Source organism: Actinomadura keratinilytica, from assembly GCF_039539665.1.
Taxonomy (GTDB): domain Bacteria; phylum Actinomycetota; class Actinomycetes; order Streptosporangiales; family Streptosporangiaceae; genus Spirillospora; species Spirillospora keratinilytica.
On sequence record NZ_BAABDO010000001.1, the window covers coordinates 55893 to 68907 of the forward strand.

At 70.1% G+C, this 13015-nt stretch carries 10 protein-coding genes; 5 read left to right on the forward strand and 5 right to left on the reverse strand.

Features of this window, described 5'->3' with window-relative positions; genetic code table 11:
* Positions 1–1017 precede the first annotated feature (1017 nt).
* Positions 1018–2460 carry a non-reducing end alpha-L-arabinofuranosidase family hydrolase gene (locus ABD879_RS00255; protein WP_345016151.1) on the reverse strand — a complete coding sequence of 481 codons (1443 nt, stop codon included), beginning with the start codon at positions 2458–2460 and terminating at the stop codon, positions 1018–1020.
* A 534-nt stretch (positions 2461–2994) separates the two neighbouring features.
* Positions 2995–3687, reverse strand: a complete 693-nt coding sequence (locus tag ABD879_RS00260) for an N-acetyltransferase (RefSeq protein ID WP_345016153.1) — start codon at positions 3685–3687, stop codon at positions 2995–2997.
* An 882-nt stretch (positions 3688–4569) separates the two neighbouring features.
* On the opposite strand from ABD879_RS00260, the gene ABD879_RS00265 reads away from it, so the two are divergent.
* Together ABD879_RS00265 and ABD879_RS00270 are read left to right on the forward strand one after the other, a co-directional pair.
* The gene (locus ABD879_RS00265) at positions 4570–5880 is read left to right on the forward strand and encodes an MFS transporter (protein ID WP_345016155.1); all 1311 of its coding nucleotides are present in this window, start codon (positions 4570–4572) and stop codon (positions 5878–5880) included.
* 124 nt (positions 5881–6004) lie between these two features.
* Positions 6005–6499, forward strand: a complete 495-nt coding sequence (locus tag ABD879_RS00270) for a GNAT family N-acetyltransferase (RefSeq protein WP_345016157.1) — start codon at positions 6005–6007, stop codon at positions 6497–6499.
* 307 nt (positions 6500–6806) lie between these two features.
* Here ABD879_RS00270 and ABD879_RS00275 read toward each other — a convergent pair whose 3' ends face one another.
* Complete coding sequence (locus ABD879_RS00275) at positions 6807–7355, reverse strand: TetR/AcrR family transcriptional regulator (protein ID WP_345016159.1); 549 nt, start codon at positions 7353–7355, stop codon at positions 6807–6809.
* Positions 7356–7439: 84 nt separating this feature from the next.
* Between ABD879_RS00275 and ABD879_RS00280 the strand changes: the two genes are divergently transcribed.
* Positions 7440–8366, forward strand: a complete 927-nt coding sequence (locus ABD879_RS00280) for an SDR family NAD(P)-dependent oxidoreductase (RefSeq protein WP_345016160.1) — start codon at positions 7440–7442, stop codon at positions 8364–8366.
* 683 nt (positions 8367–9049) lie between these two features.
* Here ABD879_RS00280 and ABD879_RS00285 read toward each other — a convergent pair.
* Positions 9050–9865, reverse strand: a complete 816-nt coding sequence (locus ABD879_RS00285; RefSeq protein WP_345016162.1) for an aminotransferase class IV family protein — start codon at positions 9863–9865, stop codon at positions 9050–9052.
* 1002 nt (positions 9866–10867) lie between these two features.
* Complete coding sequence (locus tag ABD879_RS00290; RefSeq protein WP_345016164.1) at positions 10868–11116, reverse strand: IclR family transcriptional regulator domain-containing protein; 249 nt, start codon at positions 11114–11116, stop codon at positions 10868–10870.
* Between ABD879_RS00290 and ABD879_RS00295 the strand changes: the two genes are divergently transcribed.
* Together ABD879_RS00295 and ABD879_RS00300 are read left to right on the forward strand one after the other, a co-directional pair.
* A complete protein-coding gene (locus tag ABD879_RS00295; RefSeq protein WP_345016166.1) occupies positions 11099–11524 on the forward strand; it encodes an iron-containing alcohol dehydrogenase in 426 nt (141 codons plus the stop codon). The genes ABD879_RS00290 and ABD879_RS00295 overlap by 18 nt on opposite strands.
* Positions 11525–11540: 16 nt before the next feature.
* Positions 11541–12977, forward strand: a complete 1437-nt coding sequence (locus ABD879_RS00300) for an NAD-dependent succinate-semialdehyde dehydrogenase (protein ID WP_345016168.1) — start codon at positions 11541–11543, stop codon at positions 12975–12977.
* The last annotated feature ends 38 nt before the right edge of the window (positions 12978–13015 follow it).

Here is a 13015-nt window from a genome sequence, read left to right on the forward strand (position 1 = left end):
AAGCCACGGGCCGCAACACACAGGGACGACCCGGCTGCTGCCCGCAGACTCACGGTCAATCACCGTAGCCGTATCCGCTGTATCCCGGCGTTCCACTGTCGTCAGTGCGAGTTCGGCGGCAGCCGGGTCGTCCGCCTGCCGCGAGTCCGCGGTGCCCCTGCCATCTGCGAACGCGCCGGTCAGCAGACGGGACGGGCCTTGCCGCGGACCAGAGAAGCCGCCCGCCCGTTCCGCGATGCGGCTTCCCTAGTTCGTATCTATTGGATCCTGGCGGCCCTGCTCGCCTCCGATGCAGCCGCCCCGGCCGACACCGCAGAATGGTCGAACACCGCACCAACCGCCTCGAAGTGACGAGCGACCTCGCCACGTCACGCCAGGCCCGGCCTGTCACCACCGCGCCGGAGCGCTCCGGCCACCGCACTGCTTGCGGACCCGCCATGATCCACCGGACACGCCCTGGCGGCGCCGTCACGTGGTCGGATGCCGCGTCGACCGGTTCCGGTGGCGGCGGGGTGTCGCTCCCGCCATGCCAGGCTCGCCTACTACGACCGGCCCTCATCACTGCGCTGCTGCTGCGCTGCCGCAATCTGCGAGCATGTCCGGCGGGTTCACCGTGGGCCGGGGCGGTGGCCGCTCATCTCCGATGCGCTGCCTTGACGGCGCAGCATCATGGTCGGACGCGGCATCGACCGGGTTCAGCGACGGCGCGGTACCGCCACCCGCTTTGACAGGCTCACCGCTGGTACCGGGACGGGATCGTCCCGGCCATCGCACTGCTGCGGACTCGCCATGATCCACCGGACACGTCCTGGCGGTGCCCCGCCTCGCCGCCGCAGCAAGTGAATGCCGTACGTTTCGGCGGTCTGCGGGCCGGGACTCGGGGCCGCCCGTTGCGGCCGGCCCCGAGTCCCGGCATTCGCACCGTCGTCTAGACGGTCGTGGGGTACTACGGTCTGCGCCTTCGGTGATCTGCACGTCGATTTCCGGCGTGCTGACACCGAGCCGCAGGGCGTTGCGTCAGCGCTGGAGCGTCAGCAGACCCGGACGGTAGGGCAGAAGGCCGTAGTCGCCGCCGGAGTTGGGGCTGCGCCCCTGGTAGAGCAGCTGGAGATTGCACGGGTCGACGGTGAAGGTCTGATCCGGGCTGGTGCGGATCAGTTCGCCGTGGCTGATGTCGTTGGTCCAGGTGGCGCCGCTGTTGGCCTTGCCGGCGAACGGGTTGCTCTCGGTCGCGGCCTGCGGCGTCCACGTCCCGTTCAGGCTGGTGGCCGTGAACGAGCGGAAGTAGCGTCCCTGCGAGCCGATCGCCTCGACGATCATCAGGTAGCGGTTCTGCCCCTGCAGCCGGTAGACCTGGACGGCCTCGAACAGGTTGTTCGTCGTATCGCTCATGATCACTGCCGAGTTCGTGCCGAAGCTCCCCGGGAAGTTGCCGATCGGCATGCTGGCCCGGTAGATCTTGCCGTTGTCGCCCGCGAAGAACAGGTACATGTTCGTGCTGTCCGCGATGAGCGTCTGGTCGATGGGCCCTGTTGCGGATCCGGTGATGCTTCCGGAGAAGAGCTCCTGCTCAGCGGACCAGCCGTTCGGGTTGGTGGGGTCGGTCGACGTCCGGTAGGAGAACGCGGTCCTGCCCCATTGGTAGGCGAGCACCCAGATGTTCTTCGGCGCGAAGTAGAAGAGCGTGGGCGCGACGGCGGCGTTCGACATCGCGTTCTGGCTGGCCGAGGCCATCTCCGACCAGTTGGTGAACAGGCCGAAGTTCATCGAGCCCCACCTGGTCCCCGTGTCGTGCGTGGTCGCGTAGACGAGATGCTGGCCGTTGTAGGGGGCGACGGTGAAGTCCTTGAGCGAGACCCACCCCGACTTGGGCTGCGCCAGCGGGCCCGTTGACGTCCAGCGGTATGTCGACGGCAGATCGCACGGCGCACCGGGATCACTGCCGACCGGGATCAGCTGCCACTGCTGGTTGGCACCGCCCCAGTCGTCGTACTGGACGATGTTCGCGTTGTCGGCGGTAGAGCCGCCTTGCACCTCAAGGGCCTTGTTGCTGTGTCGCGCGACGAACCTGACGTAGCCATCCGGGCTGTCGACCAGCCGCCACTGCTGGTTGGTGCCGTTCAGGTCCGTCCACTGGACGATCGGGCCGCCGTTGGCGGTGGAGTAGTTGTAGACGTCCAGCACCTTTCCGGAGTGGCGGGACTTGATGCGGTAGTAACCGCCGCCGGAGTCGACGAACTGCCACTGCTGCTGATACTGATCATTTCTCGTCCACTGGGTGATGCGGGCGCCGTCGTTGGTCGCCAGGTTGTAGACGTCCAGGGCCTTGCCGCTGTTGCGGTTGACCAGGACGTACCACTTGTTCACATCCACTGTCGCGGCCTGCGCGGGCTGTGGGTTCGTCACGCACAGGAGCGCCGACAGCAGCAGCGATGCCAGCACCGCACCGATCCTCAACATGACCTCTTCCTTTCGGTCGGCGTCAGTGTTAGCGCTAACATTCCGTGTCGAAGGGGACTGGGTGATCAGGGGGGTAGCGGTAGCCGGAGTACATACGAGGCGCAGCAGCACGTCAAGGGTCCCGGACCTTCGAAAATCTTTCGGGCGCAAGCCCGCTGCTAGAGCGCGCACGCACACCTGATCGACTGGATGCCCCCTGAAATATTCCGTAGCTGCGAAAGACCCACACTGAGTTCGTGGACGCCTTGCTGGTATGTGCGTGCCCGCGGTTGAAGCGCGGCGCCTGCTGCACGCGCTGTGCCCCGTACTGGCGAGCGGCAGGCCGGGCGGCTGTCCGTGAGCACTCGGCGGACGAGGCTCTCGATGTCGCGAAGAAAGAGACACGGCGACGCTCTCCGTGCGCAGGCGGCAAGACCCCAGTGAAGGCCATGAGCCGCAGGACATCGAGGACTGCTCGGACGGCGACCTCGAAGCGGCCCGCCGGACCTCACGGGACTTCCGGCGCGGGCACGGCCGTCCGTGCCGTCGACGACGTCAGGACCTTGACGTCGCCGTGTGCCGAACCCAGACGTTCGGCTCGACGTAGACGGCGTGGTCGTGCGCGGTGTCGCAGTGCACCGGCACCAGCGCGCCGGGGACCTCCACCTCGCCCTTTCGATCGAACGGAAGGCCGGTCCACTGCCGCCATTCGGCCGGCGATCCGCTGATGGTCATCGAAGCCGGGGCGACCTTCTCGATGACGCCGCCGGCCTTGACGTGCACGTCCAGCCATGGGTCGGCCGGCAGGCCGTCGTCCCGCCGCCGACGGATGTAGTCGTCCATGGGCACGCGGGGTTCTCGATGCTTCGCCGTGGGGCGGACCGGGGCGAGCAGCGTGCCGCACCCCTGCCGGCCGGCCGCGTCGCGCAGTGCGGCGAGCATGTGGTGAGACAGCCCGCGGCCGAGGTGGTCGGCGTCGATGGTGATGTCCAGGGCGCTCGCCGCGGTTGTGGGACGACGGTGGCGGTGGTCGTCGAACGCCCGCACCGGCACCGCGTCCCAGCCCCGGTCCGGTGCTTCCTCACGGCCGGGCGACTCGGCGTCGAAGGGCACGCTCTGACCACGGGCCACGACACGGCCGCCGTCGGTCGCCATGACGCAGTATTGCGGGAATTCCTCGGGGACCCGCCCGAGCAGGGCTTCGCCGATCGGATCGTGCGTCATGAAGGCAGGCCAGGTCTCGTGCATCTCGTAGAGGCGCGGAACGAGCTCGGACGTTCGGCGCACGTCGTGATGGTGATGCCCGCGATCTCGTCCATGGCTCCGCAGCCTGCCAGGAGCCTGAATCGGGCTCAATCGTATTAAGGGGCCTGCTGCCGACGGACGATGTGGAGCCGATAGCGGCGTTTGAATCGGCAGGTCCCGGCGCCCTCGCCCTGTTGCATCCATAGTCCGGATACGCCCGGCCTCCCGGCTGGAAGCAACGGGTGAGAGGCAAAAGCAACGGGTGAGAGGCAATATGTCAAAGCTGACCAAGCGCGGGCTTTGAGCACGGATGTCCGACGCCGTGACCGTGACCTCCAGCTCCCGGACCGTGCCGCAGCGCGGGGAGCGACACCGCGGCGCGACAGCGCACGCCGCGCCCTACTAGGCCGTGGTCGGCGGATCATGAGGATCCGCGGCTGTGGGATGACCAGGGTGATCCCGGACTGGCAAGTGTGGTGTGGCGGGTGGTGCCCCAGCGTCGTCGCTTGAGCCGCTTGACACGTGGCGGCGTCGGCAGGGGGCCGCGTCGGCCGCGGACCGCCTGCCTTGCCCGCTTATCGGCGCGTTCGCCAATGACGGTGGCGAATCCACAGGCTCGCAGCAGGCGACGGACGGCCCGGCTGCCCCCAACTCACACCTCGAGATCAATCACGGCGGAACGCCGAGATCTGCAGCGGTGCGGTGGCAGGATGCTTCCGTTTTTGGTGCCTGCCTGCAGGTTTGCGGGCGACTGTGTCTTGGTGGCGCTGTTGACCGTCTGCAGAGGTTTGGGTGATCAAGTGGGGGATCGCAATGCATGCGTCCTGAGGGGCGCGCGAATGGCATGTCCCGGTCTTATTGGAGTAAAGGCAGGGCAAAGAGAGTATGGGGGACGTGGTCTGCGCGGTAGCTTGTGCGGCGAGTTTTGAAAAAATCGCCGATTTCGGGGTCTTTCGTATGTCGGATGACTTTGCGCTGTGCAGCCTCCTGAGAAATCCTGCGATTTCGCGGCTGTTCGCGGCGCGGGTGATGGGGAATGCCGGCGATGGTTTCGGCATGCTGGCGTTGTCCTTCGGGGCTCTTCACATGGGGTATGGGGCTGCCGGGTTGTCGGTGGTCGTGGCGGCGAAGGCGGCTCCGGCGTTGCTGGTGCCGGCCGGTGGGATCGTGGGGGATCGGTTTCGTCGTCACCGGGTCATGGCCGGTGCCGAGGTGCTGGCGGCGGGGGCGTGGTGTGGGCTTGCGGTGTGCTTCTTTGCCGGGGGCGCGCCGCTGGTGGTGGTGTGCGGTCTTGCGGTGCTGGCGGGGCTGGTCCGTGCGCTGCTGATCCCTGCCGAGCGCGGTATCGCCGCTGATCTGGTGGAGGGGCGGGCGCGGCAGGTGGCCAATGCGCTGCTCGGGCAGTCGGTGGCGGTGGGGCTGCTGGTCGGGCTTGCGGTGTCGGGGGTGCTCGTGGCGGCGGTCGGTGCGTGGGCGGCGGCCGCGGTGAAGGCGGGGACGTCCGTGGCGGGGGCGGCGCTGCTGGTGCGGGTGCGCACCCCTGCAAGGCGTCGGGAGGGCTCGGGCGTGTTCGCCGAGCTGCGCGGTGGTTGGCGGGAGTTCACCTCCGTGCAGTGGACGTGGGCGCTCACCGGGCAGTTCACCGCCGTGGCGGTCGCGGTCAGTGCGTTCTCCTCTGTTGTCGGGCCCTTGTACATGGCGCAGGGGCACGGCGGCCCGGGCGGCTGGGGGATGGTGGCGGCGATGGAGGCGGGTGGAGCGTGGGCGGGGGCTGTGGTGGCGGCGCGGTGGCGTCCGGTCCGGCCGGTGCTGGTGGCGGCGTTGCTGCCGGTGACGGCTGCGGGGCCGATGCTGCTCGCCGGGGCGGGGGCGGACTGGTGGCTGCTCGCTGCGGCCATGGTGGCGCCGGGCGCGAGCCAGACGGTCTACGGGGTGCTGTGGTCGACCACGGTGCAGGCGACGTTCCCGCCGGACGTGCTGGCCCGGGTCAACAGCTGGAACCTGCTGGGCGGGTTCGCGCTGACCCCCGTGGCGGTGCTGGTGGCAGGTCCGCTCACCAGCAGGTACGGCGTCTCTGTCGTGGCGACGGGAGCGGCAGTGCTGATCGTCGCGGCGACATTGACGGTGCTTCTTGCCGCGCAGGTCCGTCGGTTCGGCGTCCAGGCCGAGCACGCTGAGCTGGTCCGGACCGGCTGACGGCGCGACGAACGCCGCCGGTGAGATCGAGCACGCCTACCGGCAGCCGCAGCGGGGCGTGTGCGCGGCCCTCGTCGCGTGCGACGGGTGCCGTTCGGTCGGTGGGCGGTGGTTGGATGCAGCCATGATCGTTCGTGAGGTACGTCCCGGAGAGATGGGCGCGGTCGGTGAGCTGCGCGTAGAGGCTTACCAGGCCCAGGATCTCCTGGCGGTGAAGCCGGACTATGCGGACACTTTGCGTGTTCTCGGTGCCGATGGTCCCGGCAAGGTCCTGGTCGCCGTTGAGGACGGCCGGACGGCTCCGATACTGGGGACGGTCATGCTGGAGCGCTGGCATGCCGACAGCGAGGTCGCCCGAGGTGAGGACGAAGCCGAGATCCGAGCGCTCGCCGTGGCACCGCAGGCGCAGGGCCGCGGAGTCGGGCGCGCTTTGGTGCGAGCGGCCATCGACCAGGCGGCCGCGTGGGGGATACGGCAGCTGTTGCTGTCGACTCAACCGGCGATGACGGCCGCCCAGCGGCTCTATCGCGCCGAAGGCTTCGTCCGACTTCCTGACCGCGATTGGATGCCCGGCCCCGGGCTCACGCTTATGGTGTTCGGGCGCCTGCTCGCTGATTAGCCCGGCCGGACGGACGCGATCACACCTGCCCGGTTTGTTGACGAGTGGACGGTCGCACCTGTTGGTCATGAGCCTGTACGCCTGCCCCCTGCATGCGGCTCGACCGTCTCAACAAGGGCTCCGTTCGTGGCCGGCTGCGCGATCGCGGGGCGGCACCACCATCGGGACAGCGCGGAGTCTCGTTGCGTCCACCCGAAGTGATCGGCCTCTCAGCCCGGGCGGTTACCGCCCGGGCTGAATGATTCATCGGCTTTACACGGGCATGACGGCTCTGAAGACGCGCGGTTCCCCGGCCGCTGTCCGCGGGTTACGACCGAAGGCCGCGCAGCAGGACGTCCAGGTAGCGGTCTATCGCGGTGCCGTCCTCGTCGCCGCTGCGGATCGCATGCTGCAGCCCGCAGGTCAGGCGGCGCACGTCGTCCGGGACGATATCCGCGCGGATGACCCCCGCCTTGCGGGCGCGGTCCAGCACGCGCATCGTCAGCGCGCCCAGTTCGCGGCTCAAGGCCAGGGTCTCGTCGCACTGGCACTCGGGCGTCGACAGGACCGCGGCGAGCGCGGGATCGGCGAGCTGGCGGCGCAGCGCGGCGCGCAGCAGGTTGCGCAGACCGTCAGCGATGTCCGGGTTGTCGGCGGCGGCCGCGGCCTCTGCGATCAGCTCCCGGTAGCTGTCCGCCGCCAGCGACTCCAGCAGCGCCTGCCGACCGGCGAAATGCCGGTACACCGTGCCGACGCCGACGCCGGCGTCCTTGGCGATGGCGTTGAGCGGCAGTTCCATGTCACCGGCCGCGAGGCGCGCCCGCGCGGCGGCCAGCATCCGTGCTCGCACACGGGCGGAGTCGGCACGCAATGTCACACGGAGAGGATAAATCATCCGCTGCCGTGGTAGCGTGGCCCCGAACGGATAAATTATCCCCTCGCGGAGGCGGAGGACGCGGACATGGCACTGGCATGGTCCTACGACGACATCCCCGACCAGACCGGCCGGACGGCACTGATCACCGGTGCGAGCAGCGGGCTCGGCCTCGTGGTCGCCGACCGGCTCGCCCGCCGCGGCGCGGGCGTCATCATGGCCGTACGCGACACCGACAAGGGCGAACGCGTCCGGGCCGAGCTGCAGGGCGACCTCGAGGTCCGCCAGGTCGACCTGTCGGACCTCGACTCGGTGCGGCGCTTCGCCGACCGCATGCACGCCGACGGGCGTCGCATCGACGTGCTCGTCAACAACGCGGGAACCGGCCCGCGGGCACGTGCCCTGACACCGCAGGGGTACGAGCGGATCTTCGCCACCAACCACCTGGGCCCCTTCGCGCTCACCGGCCTGCTGCTGGAGCTGTTCCGCCCGGACCGCGACCCGCGGGTGGTCACCGTCGGCTCCAATTTCTACCGACGCACCCGCCCCCGCACCGACTTCGAGGACCTCGCCGCCGAGCGTTCGTTCGCACCCGGTGCCGCCTACGTGAAATCCAAGACCGCGAACCTCCTCTTCGGTGCTGAACTGGACCGCAGGCTGCGGCGGGCGGGCAGTCCCGTGCGCAGCTTCCTGGTCCACCCGGGCATGGCATCCACACCGATGCTTGACAGCGCCCGGGGGTTCACGCAGAGGGCCCTGCTCGCGGTCGGCAAGGCGCTGCTCAGCCGTCCGATGGAGCAGGGCGCGCTGCCGTTGGCGTTCGCCGCCACGAGCCCGGCGGCGGAGACCGGGTACCTGCTCGGCTTCTCCCCTCGCCGCAAGGACGTCCGCATTCATTTCGACGAACTCGTGCGACCCGCCGACGACCTCGCCCTGGCCGAGCGCCTCTGGCGGCTGTCCCAGGACGCGACCGGTGTCCGCTACCTGGACGGTGACCGCGCCGAGCGCACCTGACGACCGCGACCACGCTGACGGCATCGGTCCGCAAGGAGAACCTCGCCCGGTGGTAGAGACTCCGGCTGCACAACAATGCTTCTGCGGCAATAGCAGCGTGCAGCGCTTCATTCGGCCCGAGTGTTCGAGGGTGTCGAACGCGACCGACACTGCACGCTCCAGTTGGTCGCGCTTCTCGTCTCCGTGCCGGGCGGCCTTCGCTCGAACGTCAACATCCACATGTCATGACGGGCCTGCGAAGCGGGATCCGATGCTGTTGGTCGAACAGGACTGCATCTGATGCGCACTCGGAGCCGTTGGACGTTGCCTCCGTTACGGTGAACTCGGCGTCCACGTGCCTGACGTGGCGTGGCCGGTAGTACTGCGCGGGCCCTGGACCGTGCCCGGTGGACCATGGTGGATCCGCATCGGCGGTGGCCATGATGTTCCGGACCGGTGGTGGCAGGCACCTGGCGCGGCGGGTGGCGATGCCGTGCCGTCGCCTGAGCCGGTTGAGGCAGCATTCGACCGCGTTGCGGCGTCGGAGATACGGCGGGGCCGAGGGGCGGCGGGCCCGTCCGGCCTGTAGATCAACGCGTTCAGGATGCGTCTGTGCCTCTATGGCTTGTGTTCGAGGGGCTCCTACTGTGCCGAGCAGGGGTCCTTTCTGCCGAGGGCCCCTGCTCGGCGTTCGGTCTGGGGGCTTACGGCAAGGTGAGAGGTTCGTTCTGGTAGGCGCGGTGGAGCAGCTCCAGGAAGGAGGGCGCCTCGGGCAGCGGCACATCGCCGATCTGGTGGACCGCCACACCCGGTGTCCAGGAGTTCATGACCACGGCGCCCGCCAAGGCCGGGAGGTCGCCGAGGGTGATCTCTTGGACGCGTTGGGGGACGCCGAGGCGCTCCAGCTGGCGACGCAGGATGCTCATCGTGATCCCGGTGAGCATCTCGGCCTGCGGCCACACCACCGCGGTCCCGTCCCAGAACGCCAGGTTCCAGATCGTCGCCTCGCTGAGGCGGCCCCGGCGGTCGAGGAACGCGGCGTCGTCGAAACCCTGTGCCACGGCTTGGCGCAGGAAGTAGGTCTTGGCCACTTCCCCGACGTGCTTGACGGCCGGCAACACGCGTTCGTACTCGACCGTCGCCAGGGTCAGCGGGCCCTGCGGGCCGGACGCGGCCGGGCCGGTGCGGATCAGCACCTCCGGCTCCCCGTCGGTTCCGGACGCGGTGAATTCACCGGCGGGGGAGTAGACCGTGGCCGTCAACGACAGGTCTGCCGGGCCGGTGTCCAGCGCCGTGCGCAGGTAGCCGCGGATCCGTTCGTCGGGAAGGGCCTGACCGAACAGCTCCTTGGAGGCCGAATGCAACCGCTCCAGATGCAGGTCGAGGCCCCGGATCCGGCCCCCGCGCACCTGCATGGCGGTGAAGTGGGCGAAGCCCGCGAAGGCGAGCGGCGCCAGTTCCTCGGCCGTCGCCTCCCGGCCGTTGCGTTGGACGACGAAAGAACGGGCATCAGCGCTCATCGAAATCTCTCCCTCAGCAGTGGTCAGCAGACTGCTCCTGGATGGAGCTTGGCCCGCTGGAGCCTGGTTGCCCAGAGCCCTGCTCTGCGTACGACCGGTGGTCCTACTACTGGCAGGGTCAGGCTGACGGCGCCGGCGCGGCCGAGACTGGATGATCGGGCTGGGGCGAAGAAGACAGCGGATCCCGGCGGGAGGTCTTCGAGCCGAGGGCCCCACCTCAACAGCACGACTCATGCGAGCGCGGCTGCGGCAGCCCCAGGGCCCCGATGCTGCCCGTTCCGCCGTTTGCGGCGACGGCACAGTTGTCCGCCGCATCGGCCGAAGCCGACCCAGCGCCAAAATCGGGCTTCATCAGGATGGCCAGGCGCCCCCGGATGGACACGGTGCGGTCCCATCCGGGCGGCAGCGCTCGCCATGTGTTCCAGACCCAGCGCGGCAGCCCTCCCATGTGCGGTGGCGTGCCGCATCTGCCGGCGTGCCACCGTGGACCTCGGCCGCCTCGCTCAGGTGGGTGCAGTCGTTGATGGCATCGGTGGTGACCAGGAATGTTGGCAGCGGGCTGCGGCTGTCGCGGGCCAGTGGGCCTTGCTGGCTTGGCCTCCGTGGGACTGCCCGAGCGCCTGCCGTGTCGGTGCCGGTTTCGTCCCCCCGTCATTCTTGGTCGGCATCCGCTGGTTGTTCCAGCGCGGACGTCGCGCTGTCTGGGCGGCTTCAGCATGGCCCGCTCGGCATCGGATGGTTCGTGACGACGCGGGATGCGGTCGTCACGCGCGAATCCGTTTCGGCGACGCTGCCCGGCAGAACCTCCACGCGATTCGGTTGGCCCAGTGTGGGGGGAGGCCGTGTCGATGCGCTGCCCGCTGGTCGGGCACCGGGCCGTGAGGGAGCGGCTAACGGTTCGGGCGGCGCCGGTAGCGCGGTGAGGGGACGAGACGTCGGTTCTCGCGGTCGGCCTGGTCTGCGCATGCGGCGAGGGCCGCCGCGTTCCGGGACGAAGGCGGCTCAGTGGGGGCGTGGCTCGGGGTGGTAGCCGAGTTTGGCGGACAGTTCGCGGGCGACGGCCAGGGTGCGGCGGCCGGCCTCGTCCAGGTGGCCGCCGAGCCGGCCCTTGGGGGCGGAGACGTTGATCGCCGCGATGACGGCGCCGCGGAAGTCGCGGACGGGGGCCGAGACGCCGACGAGTCCCGGTTCGAACTCCTCATCGACGGCGGCGACCTGGAGGCGCGCACCCGGATGCTGCTCGCCTCGCACATGGCCGGCATCGGCATGGGCACCACCGGCCTGGGCATCTGCCACGGCATCGGACACCCGCTGGGCGGGCGCTTCGACATCGCGCACGGCGTCGCCCTGACCATGCTGCTGCCGCACGTCCTGCGCTTCAACCTGCCGGTCCGGCTCGACCGCACCGCCCAGGCGGCCTTCGCCCTCGGTGTCGGCGACACCGGCAAGAGCACCGAGTGGAACGCCGACGCCGCGATCGACGCGGTTCATCGCCTGGCCGCCGAGGTCGGGCTCACCGGCAGGCTCGGCGACCACGGGGTGAGCGAGGACGACTTCGACCAGCTCGCCGAGGACGCCCTCGACGACGAGGTCATGGCGAACACGCCGCGCCGGCCCACCGCAGACCAGATCCGCACCATCCTCGCCGCGGCGAGCTGACCTCACCGGACACCAGATGGACACGCAACCGCAGACGCACGGCCTGTTCATCGGCGGGACATGGCACCGCCCGGGCCCGACCTTCGAGGTATCCGATCCGGCCACCGGCCGCACCGTCGCCGCGGTCGCCGACGCCGGACCCGGCGACGCCCTCGCCGCACTGGACGCCGCCGCGCAGGCGCAGCCGGGCTGGGCCGCCGCACCGCCGCGCGAACGCGCCGAGATCCTGCGCCGCGCCCACGATCTGCTGGTGGCGCGGACGGAGGAGTTCGCCGAGCTGGCCACCCTGGAGATGGGTCGTCCGCTCGCCGAATCGCGGGCCGAGGTCGCCTACGCGGCCGACTTCCTGCGCTGGTTCGCCGAAGAGGCGGTCCGCATCGCGGGGGAGCACCGCACCGCCCCGGGCGGCGACTTCCGCATCGTCACCGCCCGCCGGCCGGTCGGCCCCTGCTACCTGATCACCCCGTGGAACTTCCCGCTGGCGATGATCACCCGGAAGGTCGGCCCCGCGCTGGCGGCCGGCTGCACGGTCATCGTCAAACCCGCCGAGGCGACCCCGCTGTGCGCGCTCGCCCTGGCCTCCCTGCTCGCCGAGGCCGGGGTGCCCGCCGGCGTGGTCAACGTGCTGCCGACCCTGGACCCCGGACCGGTCACCACCGCGCTGCTGGCCGACGAGCGGCTCCGCAAACTGTCCTTCACCGGCTCCACCGAGGTCGGCCGGATGCTCCTGGCGCAGAGCGCGCCGGGCGTCCTGCGCACCTCGATGGAGCTGGGCGGCAACGCCCCGTTCCTGGTCTTCGACGACGCCGACATCGACGCCGCGGCCGACGGGGCGCTGGTGGCCAAGATGCGCAACGCCGGGCAGTCCTGCGTCGCCGCCAACCGCTTCATCGTGCACCGGGCCGTCGCCGCGGACTTCGCCGAGGCGCTCCGCGCCCGCATGGCGCCGCTGCGGTTCGGCCCCGGCAGCGACCCCGCCTCGCAGGTCGGGCCGCTGATCGACGAGGCGGCCCGCACCAGGGTCCACGGCCTGGTCGCCGACGCGGTGGACAAGGGCGCCAAGGTCCTGCTCGGCGGCGAGATCCCCGCGGGCCCCGGCTCGTTCTACCCGCCCACGCTCCTGGTGGACGTGCCCCCGGACGCCGCCCTCCTGCACCGGGAGATCTTCGGACCGGTCGCCGCGATCACCGTGCAGCCCGACGAGGAGGCCATGGTCAAGGCGGCCAACGCCACCCCGGCCGGGCTGGTCGCCTTCGCCTACACCCGGGACCTGCAGCGGGCCTTCCGCCTCGGAGATCGCCTGGAGGCCGGCATGGTCGGCCTGAACCGCGGCCTGGTCTCCAACGCCGCCGCACCGTTCGGCGGCGTCAGGCAGTCCGGCCTCGGCCGCGAGGGCGGCTTCGAGGGGATCGACGAATACCTGGAGGTGAAATACCTGGCGATTCAGGCCTGACCGGCCGGCAAGGCCGCCGCGAGACGCTCCGACAAGCC